The organism is Flavobacterium notoginsengisoli, assembly GCF_014207905.1.
GTDB classification, from domain to species: Bacteria; Bacteroidota; Bacteroidia; order Flavobacteriales; family Flavobacteriaceae; genus Flavobacterium; species Flavobacterium notoginsengisoli_A.
The window spans coordinates 22771-39565 of record NZ_JACHLB010000001.1 but is presented as its reverse complement, the minus strand read 5'-3'; the positions used below and the strand labels follow the sequence as shown (position 1 = coordinate 39565).

Genomic DNA, 16795 nt, shown 5'->3' with positions numbered 1-16795 from the left:
TTCAGCAATCTAAAATTAAAGAATGACAGGAACCGTTTATAAATCTACAGGAAGCTGGTATACCGTAAAATCTGAAAATGGAGATTTTGTGGAATGCCGTATGAAAGGGAAATTTAGAATAAAAGGTATAAAAAGTACCAATCCTATTGCTGTAGGCGATATAGTCGATTATGAATTAGAGCAAACTTCTGACGCTGTTACCGGAATGATTCATAATATTCACGAAAGAAAAAATTATATCGTTCGTAAATCGGTTAACTTGTCCAAACAGATTCATATCATTGCTTCCAATATTGATCAGGTTTTTTTATTAGTTACAATCGATAATCCGCCAACAACTACAAGTTTTATTGATCGTTTTTTGGTTACTGCCGAAGCATACGGAATTGAAGCGATTCTTATTTTTAATAAAATTGATACATTAAACGATCAAACTTTAGACGATCAACTTTACCTACAGCACATTTATTCTGAAATAGGTTATAAATGTCTACGAATTTCATCAACAGAAAACAAAGGAGTTGACAAACTGAAAGAAATGATGGTCGGAAAAGTAAGTATGTTTTCTGGACATTCTGGAGTAGGAAAATCGACTTTAGTAAATGCGATGGAACCAAGTCTTCATTTAAAAACTTCTGTTATTTCAGAACAAAGCAAACAAGGGCAGCATACAACTACTTTTGCAGAAATGTACGATTTATCTTTTGATGCAAGAATTATAGATACGCCAGGAATTAAAGGTTTCGGAATCGTTGATATGGAACCATCAGAAATTAGCGGTTATTTTCCGGAATTCTTCAAATTAAAAGATCAATGTAAGTTTAATAATTGTTTGCATAAAGAAGAACCGCATTGTGCTATAAAAGCAGCTTTAGAAAAAGACGAAATCGCTTGGTCACGTTACAATAGCTATCTTAAAATCCTCGAAGGCGACGACGAGCACTACCGTACAGATACTTATGGGGAAGATCGCGCTGCGAGTGACGAAACGAGAAAATAATCTTTTGAAATTCCAATTTAAAAAAATCCAAATTCCAATTATAAAAAATAACATCAATATTTTGTAGAGATGCACTTCAGTGCATCTAACATTGGAATTTAAAATTTTTATAATCCTTTTAATCTGTGGCTAAAAAATAAAAAATGAGAGTTGTAATTCAAAGAGTATCTGAAGCATCAGTAACAGTAGATTCTAAAATTGTTGCTAATATTCAAAAAGGATTGTTAGTTTTAGTCGGAATTGAAGATGCCGATACTCAAGAAGATATTGACTGGCTTGCCGGGAAAATTATAAAAATGAGAATTTTTGGTGACGAAAATGACGTCATGAATTGTTCGGTTCAAGATGTAGATGGCGATATTATTGCGGTAAGCCAATTTACTCTTCACGCTTCTACAAAAAAAGGAAATCGTCCATCTTACATAAAAGCATCAAAACCAGATTTTGCAATTCCGATGTATGAAAAATTTGTACAAGCTTTAGAAAAGGAGTTTCAAAAGAAAATTCAAACCGGAATTTTTGGTGCAGATATGAAAGTTAGCCTTCTAAATGACGGGCCTGTTACTATTTTAATGGACAGCCAAAATAGAGAGTAAAAAATTACTAAACATTTGTTAAGGTTTTCTAAAAATAATATATATTTGGTGAAAAAACTTACTAATGAAAAAACTTTTTTGCGCGTTATTTTTTCTCCTTTTTACAGTTAATTCCTTTGCTCAAAAAAATGATTATTCGGTATTTTCTATTTCCGATAGTTTAAAGGATAATGCCAATGCAGTTCTTCGTTTAGATCAAATGGATATTACAATTGCTTCTCAAAGAAGTATGAATATAAAAGTGCAGAGAGTCATTTCTGTTCTTAACAGTAAAGGTTTAAATGATGTCGATGGATATCAGCATTATGATAAATCGACTTCAATAAAAAATATAGAAGCAATTGTATATGACGCTTTTGGCAAAGAAATAAAAAAAATAAAACGAAAAGATTTTAGAGATCAAAGCGCTGTTAGCGGTAGTACACTTTTCTCAGATAACCGTGTTCTCTATCTCGATTACACTCCAATTTCATATCCCTTTACTATTGTTTATACAAGCGAAATTGAAACTTCAAATACCGCTTTTATACCGCAATGGTATTTTGTGGGAGGCTATTATTTAAGTGTCCAAAAATGTGCTTTAAATGTTACTTTCCCTAAAGAGCTAGGATTTAAAAAGAAAGAATTTCGTTTTTCCGATTTCAATATTAAGAAAACAACAGAAACCGATACTCAATTAAGCTATATAGCAACAAATATTCCCGCTCAAAAACCAGAAGATCTGAGTCCAAGTTATGGAGATCTTTTCCCTAAAGTAATGATGGGATTAGAGAATTTTCACTTGGAAGGAGTAGATGGTAAGGCAACTACTTGGGAAGCATTTGGAAAATGGTATGGCGATAAAATTTTAACCGGGACAACAGTTTTACCGGAAGAAACCAAAGTAAAAATAAAAGCACTTGTTGGAGATGAAAAAGATCCGATTAAAAAAGCAAAAATCATTTACGATTACGTACAGAAAAAATCTAGATATGTAAATATCGCTGTTGGAATTGGAGGTTGGAAACCCATGATGGCAAATGACGTAGATCGATTAGGATATGGAGATTGTAAAGCATTGTCCAATTATACAAAAGCACTTCTACAAGTTGTGGATGTTCCGTCATACAATACCATTTTATATGGAAATCCATACAAGACAGATATTCAATCGGATTTTGTTTCTATGCAAGGAAACCATATGATTCTCGCAATTCCTACAGGAGATAACTATGTTTGGTTAGAATGTACAAGTCAAGACGATCCGTTTGGATATCAAGGGACTTTTACCGACGACCGAGATGTCCTAGTTGTGAAACCAGAAGGTGGAGAAATTGTTAGAACTAAAATTTACGATGACAAAGGAAATAAACAATACGGAAAAGGAAATTATTCAATTGATAAAGATGGAAATTTTTCAGGAACGTTAGCTATAATTTCAGAAGGAAGCCAATATGCCCAAAAATCGAGAGTCGAAACTTTTCTTCCTAATGAAAAAGAAGAGCATTATAAAGAATATTGGGATAACATTAATAATTTAAAATTGGGTAAAATCACTTTTACCAACGATAAAGAAAATATACGTTTTACGGAAGATGTGCATTTAAGTGCCACAAATTACGGAGCGATTTCAGGTAATAAAATGATTTTTGTAGTTGATGCATTCAATCAATCAACAGCCAATATTAAGCGAATAAGAAATAGAAAAAATCCATTTCAAATTCAGCGTGGTTATTTAGATACTGATGAAATAGAAATCAATCTTCCAGAAGGTTTCAGTATCGAATTTCTTCCTTCAAATTATGAACTTAAAGGTAAGTTTGGAGAATATAAAACAGAAATCATAAAAAAAGAAAATAATAAGCTGACTTACAAAAGATCGATGTTTTTAAATAAAGGGAAATACTCAAGTAAAGACTATGATGAGTACCGTTTATTTATGGAACAGATTTCTAGAAATGATAATGCCAAAATAATATTAACCAAGAATTAAAACGAATCATAACCCAAAAACAAACCAAGAATTACCAATGAAAATTATTAAACTACTTAGCTTGTCTTGCATTCTGCTAGTCGCTCCCAAAGCGATTTCGCAAGAATTCAAATTAGGAAAAGTTTCTATTGCCGAATTAGAGCAGAAAGTTCATCCTAAAGATTCTTCAGCTGCTGCTGCCATTTTGTACAAAAAAGGAGTGTCTAAAATGGAATTTGACCAGAATGAAGGTTTTATAATGGTCACAGATGTTGAAGCTCGTATTAAGATTTATAAAAAAGAAGGTTACGAGTGGGCCAATCAAAGTGTTTGGTATTACAATCAGACCAATTTAAAAGAAAGAGTATTTTTTTCTGATGCTGTTACTTACAATCTTGTAAATGGAAAGATTGAAAAAACAAAACTAAAGAGTGATGGTTCTTTTGATGAGGCTCTTTCTAAATTTAGAGGTCTAAAAAAAATTACAATGCCAAATGTAAAAGAAGGTTCTGTTATAGAATATCATTATTCTATAAGATGCCCTCGCGAATCTATTGTTCGTGATTGGGATTTTCAGACTTCTATTCCAGTTAACTACTCTGAGTTTAAAATAGCTTATCCAGAATATTATGTTTTTAAACCAAGACAAAAAGGATATATTTTTCCTAAAATAACTACTGTTAAAAACCCTAAAAGTGTAACAATTAATAGTAAAGAAAGAGGAACTGGACTTGTTTCTAGAACAGAATTTTATAACGATAAAATTGATTATGTAGAAACCGAAACTACGTATGTTGCTCAAGATTTTCCTGCTTTAAAAGATGAGGATTATGTAAATAATATTGACAATTATACTTCAAGTGTTGAACACGAATTATCGTTAGTTCGTTTTCCTAATCAACCAGTTAAGGAACTTTCTACAGACTGGAATTCTGTTGTGAAAACAATTTATGAATATGAGGATTTTGGTCCAGAATTGAATAAAACTGGTTATTTTGAAGAAGATTTGAAAAAATTTCTGGGAGGAATTACCAACCAAAACGAAAAAATCTGGGCAATCTTAAATTTTGTAAAAGGAAATGTAAAATGGAACGGTTATACAGGTTTTAGCTGTGATAACGGTGTGCGAAAAGCATATAAAGATAAAACAGGAAATATCGCAGATATTAATTTAATGCTTACAGCAATGTTGCGTTCTGCAGGTTTGACAGCAAACCCAGTTTTGGTAAGCACACGTTCTAACGGAATTGCTTTGTTTCCAAACAGAAATGCCTTTAATTATGTTATTGCTGCTGTTGAAACTCCAGAAGGATACATTTTATTAGATGCCAGTTATAAATATTCTGTGCCAAACGTTCTTCCATTTAGAACATTAAACTGGTTCGGAAGATTGATTAGAAAAAATGGTTCTTCTGAAGAAATAGATTTAATGCCACATAAAACATCAAATGATATTGTTTTTATGAATTTTGATATTGATGCTGATGGAAAAGTAAGCGGAAAAGCTAGAAGACAGTGCACCGATTACAGAGCAATGTTGAGTAGAGAAAATTTCGAAAAATCGAAAGAAGATGAATATCTAGAAAAACTTGAAAATAATAATAGAAAAATTGAAGTAAGCGAATATTCTAGAACTAACGAGAAGGAATTGCTATCTCCAACAATTGAATCTTATTCTTTTAAAGGAGGCGATTTGTCTGAAATGATTGGAGGAAAAATATATGTAAATCCAATGTTGTTTTTTGCTCAAGAAAAAAATCCTTTCAAGCAAGAAGTGCGCGAATATCCAGTAGATTTTGGTTATCCGTTTCAAGACAAATTCAATATTACAATCAAAATTCCTGATGGATTTGCAGTAGAAACATTACCGCAGCCTGTTGCTTACAACATGGAAAATAACTTAGGAAGCTTCAAGTTTAATATATTGGCAAATGATAATGTTTTGCAATTAATGGTTGTCAATCAAATTAATGAAGCTATTATTAGTACAGAACAATATGAAATGCTAAAAGAATACTATAAAGGAGTAATCGCAAAACAAACAGAAAAAATAGTTCTAAAACGCATATAAATATCATGTTAAGATCTTTGCTGTTTTGTATTGCCTTATTTTGTAGTACAATAAATATCCAAGCTCAGAAATATGAGCTTGGAAAAGTTACTGTTGCCGAATTAGAAGAAAAAATACATCCTGTAGATTCTTCGGCGCCTGCCGCCATTTTATTCAAAAAAGGAAAAACCGTTTTTACATATAATGAAAAAGTAGGTTTTTCTGCCGTTCATACTTATGAATTTAAAATTAAAATTTATAAGAAAGAAGGATTGAAATGGGCAGATCAAAAAGTACATTACTATGTTGGTTACCAAAACTTAAGAGAAGACATGTTAGAGTTTTCGAATGCAGTAACGTACAATTTGGAAAACGGGAAAGTAGAAAAAACCAAACTTGAAAGCCAAGGTCAGTTCAAGAAAAAAATTAATGAATATTGGAATGAAAAAACAATAACACTTCCTAATGTCAAAGTCGGATCTGTTATAGAATACAAATACGTTTTAAAATCTGAAAATATTGGAGAGTTTCCTGATTTTGATTTTCAATTTGATATTCCTGTAGATTATTTTGAGTATAAAACAGAATTCCCAGAATTTTATATCTATAAAACCATTCTGACGGGAAAAAATAAAATAGAAAACGATGCAAAACTTGGAAACGGAAACCAGAGTTTTGATAACGAATATGGGCAAACCCGAAAACTAAGTTATAAACAGATAAATGCTTTTTATTCAGGAAAAAATATTCCCGCCTTATTAGAAGAACCTTATGTTGATAATTTAGAAAATTATAGAGGTTCTATTAAACATGAGTTAGAACGCATTCGAATGCCCGAACAACCTGTAAAAGATTTTACGATTACTTGGGAAGGCGTTGCAACGACGATTTTTAAAGATGAAAATTTTGGAAAAGAACTCAGCAAAAGAGATTTTCTTCTAGAAGATGTGAAAAAGCTGCTCGGTAACGTAGAATCATTAGAAGAAAGAACAAATATCATTTTTAAGTTCGTTCAAAATAAAATGAATTGGAATGAGATTAACAGTTGTTTTTCAAAAAAAGGAGTTGAGAAAGCATACAAAGAACAGACAGGAAATGTTGCCGAAATCAATTTCATATTACTAAACATGTTGAAATTGGCAGGAGTAGATGCCAACCCAGTTTTGGTAAGTACAATTGAAAATGGTGTTCCGGTTTATCCTACTAGAACGGGTTTTAATTATTTAATTGCATGCGCAGAAATTGACGGAAAACAAATTCTGCTCGACGCTTCCAAGAAATATACTTCGCCAAATATTTTGCCATTGAATGTTTTAAACTGGAAAGGAAGATTAATTAAAAGCGATGGAAATTCGAAAGAAATTGATTTGGTTCCTTCTAAAGCTTCAAAAGAAATTTCGAATATGGTCGCTACAATAAATCCAAATGGAAAGATAGATGGTAAAATCAGAATTCAGCGTACCGATTATGATGCTTATAGATTTAGAGTTCAGAATGGAGCTAAAAATCAGCAGGATTATATTGAAAAATTAGAACAGCAATTAGGTGATTTAAAAATTTCTGACTATTCGGTAAGTAATAAAATTACCAATCTCTCGGATCCAATTTTAGAAACGTTCGCTTTTGAAACCAATAATTTTGTAGAAAGCATTGGCGGAAAGTTATTTATAAATCCGTTGCTGTTTTATGCAAAAACGAAAAATCCTTTCGTTCAAGAAAAAAGACAGATGGAAATTTATTTTGGTTATCCAAATCAGGAAAAGATTCTGGTTAACTTAGAAATGCCAGAAGGTTATGATGTAGAATCACTTCCAAAACCTGCAAAATATGTTTTTCAAGATAACTCCATTATAGTAATGATGAATATTATGAAAGATGGCAACAAAATTCAGTTTAGTTTTTCTAAAGACATAAACAGTAGTACTTTTGCCGCAGAGGACTATGATTCTTTAAAAATGCTTTTTCAAAAGATGATTGTTAGTCTAGACCAAAAAATTATTCTCAAAAAAATATAACCAATGAATTCTCGTTCCCTTGCTGTTTTCTTTTTTTTAATTTTCTCCCTTACCAGAATTAATGCTCAAAAGTTTGAATTAGGAAAAGTAACAGTCCAGGAATTGCAGGAAAAGGTAAATCCCAAAGACACTGCCGCGCCAGCCGCGATTTTATTTAAAAAAGGGAGAACTTTTTTTACTTACAATGAGCAAAGCGGATTTCTTGCTAATCATGTGTATGAGTTTCGGGTAAAAATTTATAAAAAAGAAGGTTTAAGCTGGGCGACCCAAAAAGTTTCTTATTATGTTGGTTATGAAAATTTGAGAGACGACAAAGTTTCTTTTTCTGATGCTGCAACATACAATCTTGAAAACGGAGCAATAGTAAAAACAAAGCTGAATAGCGAAGGTAGCTTTAAAGAAAAAGTAAATAAAAATTGGAATGTTGCCTCAATCGCTTTACCCAATGTAAAAGTAGGTTCGGTAATCGAATTTAAATATACTTTGAAATCAGAGGATTTGGTTCGTCTTCCAGATTTTGATTTTCAATACGAGATTCCAGTAAATTATTTCGAATATAAATCTGAAATTCCAGAGTTCTTTATTTATAAAACACTTCTTGTTGGAACATATAAACCAGAAATGACTGCCGATGTTCAGCCTATTAAACAAGTTTATGGAAGTAATTATAAACAAATTAATAGTTTATACTCAGGAGTTGATGTTCCAGCACTTCAAGATGAAAACTATGTCAATAACATAAACAATTTCAAAGGTTCAATTCAAAACGAATTAGAGCTAAAAAGATTTCCAGATAAACCAGTCGTAAACTTTACCAAAACTTGGGAAGGTGTAGCCGAGTCAACTTATAAAAATGCTGATTTTGCAAAAGAATTGGGAAACAGAAATTTTTTTGAAGAGGATTTAAAGAAAATTTTAATCAACAAAAATTCTCCCAGAGAGCGATTGGATACCATTTTTAAGTTCGTTCAAAACAGAATGAACTGGAATAAGAAGAAAGGCTATTATGTTGATAAAGGTGTAAAAAAAGCATTCGAAGAAAAAACAGGAAATACTGCAGAAATCAATCTTTTGCTGATTTCTATGCTAAAAGCAGCAAAGATACAAGTTGATCCTGTTTTGGTAAGTACGGTAGAAAATGGAGTTTCAGTTTTTCCTAACAGAACGGTTTTCAATTATCTTATAGCGGCTGCAGAAATAGATGGAAAACAGATTTTATTAGATGCAACCAGTAAGTTTACAGTTCCAAATATTCTTCCATTAAATGTTTTAAATTGGAAAGGAAGATTGATAAAAGAAAACGGAAATAGTCAAGAAGTAGAATTAATTCCAACCCAATTCTCGGTAATAAATAATACTGTCAGTGCATTTATAGATCCGGAGCAAGCGAAATTAGAAGGAAGTTTGTCTTTGCAAAAAACAGATTATAATGCTTTGATTTTTAGAGAAAAATACGGTACTAAAACTAATGAGAGCAACATAGAAAAATTTGAACAGCAGTTTAATGGCATCGAAATAGAAGATTACAGGGCTGAAAATCAAGATTTATCAAAGCCAGTTATGGAAAAAGCTTCTTTCAGTATCGATAAAGCGTACGATATAATTGGAGGAAAATTATTTGTAAATCCGTTATTGTTTTTTGCTTACAAAAGCAATCCATTTAAACTAGAAAAAAGGCAAATGCCAATTTATTTTGGTTTTCCAGAACAACGAAGATTTAATATGTTTTTGCAAATACCAAAAGGCTATACAGTAGAATCATTGCCTTCTCCGATAAGAATCGTAATGGAAGACAAAGCAGCTTCTTATACAATGAATATTATGTCTGATGAAAATCAAATACAAATTAAAGTGACACAAGAAATAAGTAAAGCTATCTTTGCAGCTGAAGATTATAGCATGATAAAAGACTTTTTTCAGAAAATAATCGAAATTCAAAATGACAAAATAATTCTTAAAAAGACCTAGAAGATGGATTTGAAAAATGCACAGTTAGATGTTGATACTTGGATAAAAGAACACGGTGTTCGTTACTTTAACGAATTGACCAATATGGCGCAGCTTACAGAAGAAGTTGGTGAAGTTGCTAGAATCATTGCGCGTCGTTACGGAGAACAATCTGAAAAAGAAAGCGATAAAAACAAAGATTTAGGTGAAGAATTAGCAGATGTTGTTTTTGTGGTTTTATGTTTGGCAAATCAAACAGGAATCGATTTACAAGCGGCTTTTGACAAAAAAATGGATTTAAAATCGGTTAGAGATAAAGATCGTCACAAAAACAACGATAAATTGAAATAATTGTGAAATTTCAGCGTGAATTTTGATTTACGGACGAGGAGTGGTAAATTGCGCGCTTGGATTATGTTACTCATAATTCGCAACTCATAACTAATATCATGAATTTAAAATTAACGACGAATTCATCATTCATAATTGATGATTCGCAACTCAATATCACAGGTTCAAAAAGCGAAACGAATCGTTTATTACTATTAAAAGCATTATTCCCAAATATTACTTTAGCCAATACTTCAAACTCTGACGATAGCGAAGTAATGCAAAAAGCCTTGGCAGGAAATGACGAAATTGTAGACATTCACCATGCAGGAACTGCAATGCGTTTCTTAACTGCTTATTTTTCGGTAAACGAAGGAAGAGAAGTGGTTTTGACTGGTTCAAGCAGAATGCAAGAGCGTCCAATCAAAATCTTGGTTGAAGCTTTGGAGCAATTAGGTGTTGAAATCTCTTATGAAAAAGAAGAAGGTTATCCGCCAATCAGAATTAAAGGAAAAAAAGTTACGGCTTCAAAAGTAACTTTGGCAGCCAATGTAAGCAGTCAATATATTTCGGCTCTTTTGTTAGTTGCTTCAAAATTAGATAATGGTTTAGAATTGACTTTAGAAGGAGAAATCACTTCAATTCCATATATCAAAATGACATTAGCTTTGTTAACGGATTTAGATATTAAAACAAGTTTTGAAGGAAATGTAATTAAAGTTTATCCTAAAGAAGCGGTTGAAACAAAAGAAATGGTTGTAGAATCTGACTGGAGTTCTGCTTCTTATTTCTTTAGTTTAGTTGCATTATCTGATGCTGCAAAAATTACTTTAAGCAGTTATAAAGAAAACAGTCTTCAAGGAGATTCAGAATTAGTTTCTCTTTATGAAAAAATGGGTGTGAAAACGACTTTCCAAAACAATAAAATGACTTTGGAAAAAGTAGCTGGTTTCAATTATCAAGATGTAAATTTTGAATTGAACAACACGCCAGATATTGCTCAAACTATTGTGGTAACTTGTTTAGGTTTAGGAATTGGATGCCACTTGACTGGACTTCATACCTTAAAAATTAAAGAAACAGATAGGCTTGAAGCATTACGAATCGAGCTTACAAAATTAGGAGCAGATATTTCTGTAACCAATGACAGCTTAACTTTAAAGCGTTCAGGAGTTATTAATCACGATGTTCACATTGCGACATATAATGATCACCGTATGGCAATGGCATTTGCTCCTTTAGCAATTAAAGTTCCAATTATTATTGATGATGCCGAAGTAGTTTCTAAATCATACCCAGATTTCTGGAATGATTTAAAAGCATTGAACTTTCAAATCTCAGAATTGTAATTTTTTTTGAACCATATAAGAAATATAAGTTCATTTAAATAAAGCTTAATAATATAACCTCTGATTGATACCAGAGGTTTTTTTTATGCTTATCTAAAAAGTAAACACCTGACAGTTTTTTAAAGCCTCAGAAACTTTGTCACTTTGCAGCTTTGGAACTTTTTTAAATGAACTTATATTTCTTATATGGTTCAAAAAACGCATTTTTAATGGTTACGAAAACACCACAAAATCAAGGACTTTTAAAAATAAACGTCAAAACACTTGACAACGCCTATCTCACAATCGTATATTTGCATCCGATTTAAAATTTTAGATAAACAAATCTAAAATCTACACTCTAAAATCAACAATTCAAATATGAAATTATCACACTTCAATTTCAATTTACCGAAAGAACTTTTGGCTGAATTTCCAGCAGAAAATAGAGATGAATCTCGTTTAATGGTAATTGACCGTCAAAAAAACACTATCGAACATAAAATGTTTAAAGACGTTATCAACTATTTTGATGACGGAGACGTTTTAATTTTAAATAATACAAAAGTTTTCCCTGCACGTTTGTACGGAAACAAAGAAAAAACTGGAGCGAGAATTGAGGTTTTCTTATTAAGAGAATTAAATTCTGAGCAACGTCTTTGGGATGTTTTAGTAGATCCTGCTAGAAAAATCCGTATTGGTAACAAACTTTATTTTGGCGATGATGATTCATTAGTTGCTGAGGTAATTGACAATACAACTTCTCGTGGTAGAACTTTACGTTTCTTATACGATGGTTCTTATGAAGAATTCAGAAACAAATTGACAGAACTTGGAGAAACTCCAATTCCTAAATACATCAACAGAGATGTTACTCCAGAAGATGCTGAAAGATACCAAACTATTTACGCAAAAGAAGAAGGAGCTGTAGCGGCGCCAACTGCTGGTTTACACTTCTCAAAACACCTTTTGAAAAAATTAGAAATCAAAGGAGTAAATTTTGCTGAGGTAACTTTACACGTTGGTTTAGGAACTTTTAACCCAGTTGAGGTTGAAGATTTATCTAAACATAAAATGGATTCTGAGGAATTAATCATTACTCAAGCAGCTTGTGATATTGTAAACGAAGGAAAAGCAAAGAAAAAACGTATTTGTGCTGTAGGAACAACTTCTATGCGTGCAATCGAAAGTTCAGTTTCTTCTGCAAATACTTTAAATCCTTACGAAGGATGGACAAATAAATTCATTTTCCCTCCTCACGATTTCAGTATTGCAAACTGTATGATTACAAACTTCCACACACCAAAATCAACATTGTTAATGATGATTTCTGCTTTCTGTGGTCACGATTTAATGAAAAAAGCATACGAAGAAGCGATCAAAGAAGGATACAAATTCTATTCTTACGGAGATGCGATGTTAATTCTTTAATTAGAATTTATAGTATAAAAAGACCCGACGAGTTTTTGAGACTTGTCGGGTTTTTTGTTTTTAATGGTTTCAAGTTTTGAAGTTCGTTGTGTGATTTAACGCAAAGTTCGCAAAGGTTTTTTATCAAGATTAACGTTTACAAACGCTAAGTTCACAAAGCTTTGCGTTCTTTTACATTTGATAAACACAAACTGAGCAAAAAATCCTTGCGAACTTTGCGTTAAATCACACAAGATATATCAACTTGAAACTTTAAACCTGAAACAAAACAAACAATTTTTGTTATTTTAGCGTCCAAAACAAAAACACAATGACTTTTCAAAATACACGCGAATTTGCACGAGAGCTAGATTCAAAAGACACATTAAACCATTATCAGGAACAATTTATATTTCCAAAAGTGAATGACAAACGAGTTATTTACTTTACTGGAAATTCATTAGGATTACAACCAAAACGTACCAAAGCTTATATTGATGAAGTTATGAATGACTGGGCGGAACTTGCCGTTGAAGGTCATTTTTATGCCGAGAAACCTTGGTGGGATTATCAGGAAAGATTTTCTGAACCTTTAAGCAAAATTGTAGGAGCACTTCCGTCTGAAGTTACTGTAATGAATACTTTGACAGTAAATCTTCATTTATTGATGGTTTCATTTTATCAGCCAAAAGGAAAACGTTACAAAATTATTTGCGAAGAAAAAGCTTTTCCATCAGATCAATATATGTTCCAAAGCCAGGTTCATTTTCATGGTTATAAACCAGAAGATGCAATCGTAGAAATCAAACGTCGCGAAGGCGAACATAATATTCGTTTAGAAGATGTTCTCGCAAAAATTGAAGAAGTAGGAGATGAGTTGGCTCTAGTTCTAATTGGCGGAGTAAACTATTATACAGGACAAGTTTTCGACATAAAAACCATTACTGCTGCCGGACAAAAAGCAGGAGCAAAAGTGGGTTGGGATTTAGCACATGCTGCAGGAAATATCAAATTAGAACTTCACGATTGGAATGTAGATTTCGCTGCTTGGTGCAGTTATAAATATATGAACTCTGGACCAGGAAATGCTTCTGGCTGTTTCGTTCACGAAAGGCATCATAACAATCCAGATTTACCACGTTTTGCAGGTTGGTGGGGACACAACAAAGAACGCCGTTTTAAAATGGAACCAAATTTTGATCCAGTTCACGGAGCAGATGGATGGCAGATTAGTAATTTACCAGTTCTTTCGTTAGCACCTTATTTAGCTTCTGTAGAAATGTTTGCTGAGGTTGGCATGGACGCCTTAATTGCAAAACGCGATCATATTACTTCATATTTAGAATTTATTCTTCACGAAATTGATAAAGAAGTAGAAAGTACTTTTGAAATAATTACACCTTCAAATCCAGAAGAAAGAGCTTCACAATTATCTGTTTTCCTACATGGACAAGGACGAAGTTTATTCGATTATTTAATGAAAAACGGAGTCATCACAGATTGGCGAGAACCAAACGTTATTCGTCTTGCGCCAGTTCCTTTGTATTCTTCATATGAAGACATGTATGATTTTGGACAGATTTTGAAAAAAGGAATTTTAGGGAAGTAAATTATTTCACGCAGATTTTGCAGATTCTAGCAGATTTAAAATGATTTTTATTTAATAATCTGTGAACATCTGCTTAAATCTTTCTAAATCTGCGTGAAAAAATCATTGCGACTTTGCGCCTTTGCGAGATTAAATTTATTCAGTTTAAAACACAAAATCTTTTAATGTTATAAACTTTCGAAAAAATTCTGTAATAATCATTATAGCAGATATTCCGTATTTTGTAGTGTATAATTTTAAATAACTACAATCATGAAAGGCTTATATATTTTATTAGCAGCAATAATTTTTACTTCTTGCCAACATCAAAGCAAAGAAGATATAAATAAAGCCAAACAAGCCAGTATTGATTCAATGAAAGTTGAGATTAACAAACAACGTGTTATCGATTCAATGAAGACTGAAATGGCGAAGATAAAAGAAGAGCAGAAAGTTGAATCTGAAAAAGTTGTTGTTGTACAGCAGCCTGCAAATGGACAAGCAACAACTACGACCACAACGACCAAAAAGAAAGGTTGGAGTGCAACTGCTAAAGGTGCCGTAATTGGCGCCGGAGTTGGTGCTGCAACTGGAGCAATTGTCAGCAAGAAAAAAGGCGAAGGTGCTATTATTGGTGGTTTAGCCGGTGCTGCTTTAGGAACTGGAACAGGAGCTGTTATTGACAGCAAGAACAAGAAAAAAGAATAATTTTTCTATAAATAAAAAACAAACCCCAAATTAGAAATAATTTGGGGTTTTCATTTTTAAACCAGCTCGGAAACGGGAATTTTAATATCAACTAATTCTGATTTACAAGAATCGAGTTGATTTAGATCGCCCTTAAAGACTGTCGTCGATTCAAATAAATTTTTATAATACTCAATTCCATCTAACAGATTAGATTTAAAAGTATTCCATTTTTTAAGTTGTGCTGTAGAAATTTCAGAAGAAATAGATTCAATTTCGTTTTTGAAATAAGCAACATACATTTTTAATTCTTTAATAAATAAGTTCGGGCGGTCGTTTGTTCTTATAACCGATTTTCCATAATAAATATGCTGAAGCATTTCTTTCAAAGAAACCTCCTGATCAAAATAAGCCAAATTCGGACCAGGGCAAATTACAACGCCTTGTGCCTGACCTTTTATTTTGATGTCATTTTCAAGATAAGAAGCATTCGCTAAACCAACACACAAACAAGATTTCTCTGTGATTTTAATTTTGCTTTTTTCGAATTCTTCAGTAGATAAAGTATCTTTTTTGCTCTCTAATTCTTCTAGTTTAATATCCTGATATTTTTTTGAAGCCGTACAAATTCCATGAGGATCATATTCTTTGCTTAGCGCTAAGAATTTCTTCGGGCAAGAACTTCCAGCTTTGTTTTCGTGAATTCTTTTTTGTTTTAAAAATTCGTTTGTAGTTCCTTTCAAAGTATTAAAGGGAACTCCCAAAGGCGAAATATTACTTAAATAGAAATCATCTTCTTTGGCATTCATCAATAAATTTCGAGTTTCCTGATCGACAGAAGTAGCTTCAGGAACTAGTAAAAAAGGAGATCCCCAACCAACAGAATCAACTTTGTATTGGTCTAATAAAAACTCATGTTCTTCTGAAGTTCCAACACCGCCTTGAACTGTAATTTTTAAATCTAAAGGCTTTTCAGGAAAAACTTGATTTTTTAGCTGTAAAGCTTTAATCATTAAATCATGGGCAGATTGTACTAATTGTTCTTTTTTTTGCCTGAATTCCTCTAAAATGGTACCTAAAAGAAGTCCGTCTGTAGCGAAGGCGTGGCCACCGCAGTTCAATCCTGATTCAATTCTATATTCTGAAACCCAAAGTCCTTTTTTAGCAAGGAAATTTCCCTGAATCATTGCCGATCTAAAATCACTTACTTTTAGAATGATTTTCTTTTTAAGTTCGTTTTTTTCATTCGGAAAAAAATCTTTGAAGTTTTCGAAGTAACCAAACAATCTCGGATTCATTCCGGCAGAAAGCACAACAGACGATTCTAGATTACTATTTGCAAATCCGCGCAAAGCTGCGTGAGCATCATTAAAATCAATTGGAAGCTGTTCGTTTTTTACAAAGTTATCTTTGTCCAATTTCGTCATAATGTTCACATCAATTTCTCCCGGAAAAAGATGCGATTCAATATAATGTTGAATGTTTTCTTTAAAAGCGATTCCGTCATCCATTAAATTCTGAAAACCTTTTTTAATGTCAGAAGTGTTAGGTAGCATCGACATAAAATTTTCAAGAGCGGTTTTGCTTTCTGCTAATTCAGTTTTGAAATTTTCGAATTTTTCTTTTACAATTTTGTCAACTAAATTTAAGTAAGAAGTTATTCTTTCTGCGCGATAGTCATGAAATTTTTGAGTGATTTCTTCGTACGGAATGTTGAATTTTGTGCTATAAAAATTACGCATTTTCTCGATCAAATCATCATCGGCGAGAGCAACAACAGACGAAATCCCATATTGCGCCACTCGTATCGGGCTGTCTATCGTATAGGCAAGTCCCATTACCGGAATATGAAAAGTGTGTAAGGGTGTTTTTGTCATTTGTCTTCAGATTAAA

Annotated in this window: 12 protein-coding genes; 11 read left to right on the top strand and 1 reads right to left on the bottom strand. The window is 32.4% G+C overall.

What is annotated here, in order from left to right; all coding sequences use genetic code 11:
• Positions 1 to 22: 22 nt before the first annotated feature.
• The 11 genes from rsgA (at position 23) to HNP35_RS00105 (ending at position 14923) form a co-directional block, all read left to right on the top strand.
• Positions 23 to 1000 carry a ribosome small subunit-dependent GTPase A gene (gene rsgA / locus HNP35_RS00155; protein WP_184159615.1) on the top strand — a complete coding sequence of 326 codons (978 nt, stop codon included), beginning with the start codon at positions 23 to 25 and terminating at the stop codon, positions 998 to 1000.
• Positions 1001 to 1143: 143 nt separating this feature from the next.
• On the top strand, positions 1144 to 1596 hold the full coding sequence (gene dtd / locus HNP35_RS00150) for a D-aminoacyl-tRNA deacylase (protein WP_184159616.1): 453 nt from the start codon (positions 1144 to 1146) through the stop codon (positions 1594 to 1596).
• Positions 1597 to 1660: 64 nt separating this feature from the next.
• A complete protein-coding gene (locus tag HNP35_RS00145; protein WP_184159618.1) occupies positions 1661 to 3568 on the top strand; it encodes a DUF3857 domain-containing protein in 1908 nt (635 codons plus the stop codon).
• Positions 3569 to 3605: 37 nt separating this feature from the next.
• The gene (locus HNP35_RS00140; protein ID WP_184159620.1) at positions 3606 to 5618 is read left to right on the top strand and encodes a DUF3857 domain-containing protein; all 2013 of its coding nucleotides are present in this window, start codon (positions 3606 to 3608) and stop codon (positions 5616 to 5618) included.
• Positions 5619 to 5623: 5 nt separating this feature from the next.
• Positions 5624 to 7612 (top strand): DUF3857 domain-containing protein, encoded by a 1989-nt coding sequence (locus HNP35_RS00135; RefSeq protein WP_184159622.1) that lies wholly within the window; start codon positions 5624 to 5626, stop codon positions 7610 to 7612.
• Positions 7613 to 7615: 3 nt separating this feature from the next.
• Positions 7616 to 9580 (top strand): DUF3857 domain-containing protein, encoded by a 1965-nt coding sequence (locus tag HNP35_RS00130; protein ID WP_184159624.1) that lies wholly within the window; start codon positions 7616 to 7618, stop codon positions 9578 to 9580.
• Between the two features lie 3 nt (positions 9581 to 9583).
• On the top strand, positions 9584 to 9910 hold the full coding sequence (locus HNP35_RS00125; RefSeq protein ID WP_012022600.1) for a nucleotide pyrophosphohydrolase: 327 nt from the start codon (positions 9584 to 9586) through the stop codon (positions 9908 to 9910).
• A gap of 98 nt (positions 9911 to 10008) precedes the next feature.
• A complete protein-coding gene (gene aroA / locus HNP35_RS00120) occupies positions 10009 to 11238 on the top strand; it encodes a 3-phosphoshikimate 1-carboxyvinyltransferase (RefSeq protein WP_184159627.1) in 1230 nt (409 codons plus the stop codon).
• Positions 11239 to 11598: 360 nt separating this feature from the next.
• Positions 11599 to 12648, top strand: coding sequence for a tRNA preQ1(34) S-adenosylmethionine ribosyltransferase-isomerase QueA (gene queA, locus HNP35_RS00115; RefSeq protein ID WP_135223526.1), 1050 nt, complete (start codon positions 11599 to 11601; stop codon positions 12646 to 12648).
• 310 nt (positions 12649 to 12958) lie between these two features.
• On the top strand, positions 12959 to 14236 hold the full coding sequence (gene kynU / locus HNP35_RS00110; RefSeq protein WP_184159629.1) for a kynureninase: 1278 nt from the start codon (positions 12959 to 12961) through the stop codon (positions 14234 to 14236).
• A gap of 252 nt (positions 14237 to 14488) precedes the next feature.
• On the top strand, positions 14489 to 14923 hold the full coding sequence (locus tag HNP35_RS00105; protein WP_184159631.1) for a YMGG-like glycine zipper-containing protein: 435 nt from the start codon (positions 14489 to 14491) through the stop codon (positions 14921 to 14923).
• A gap of 56 nt (positions 14924 to 14979) precedes the next feature.
• On the opposite strand, the gene HNP35_RS00100 is transcribed toward HNP35_RS00105, so the two are convergent.
• A complete protein-coding gene (locus HNP35_RS00100) occupies positions 14980 to 16779 on the bottom strand; it encodes a hypothetical protein (protein ID WP_184159633.1) in 1800 nt (599 codons plus the stop codon).
• Positions 16780 to 16795 lie beyond the last annotated feature (16 nt).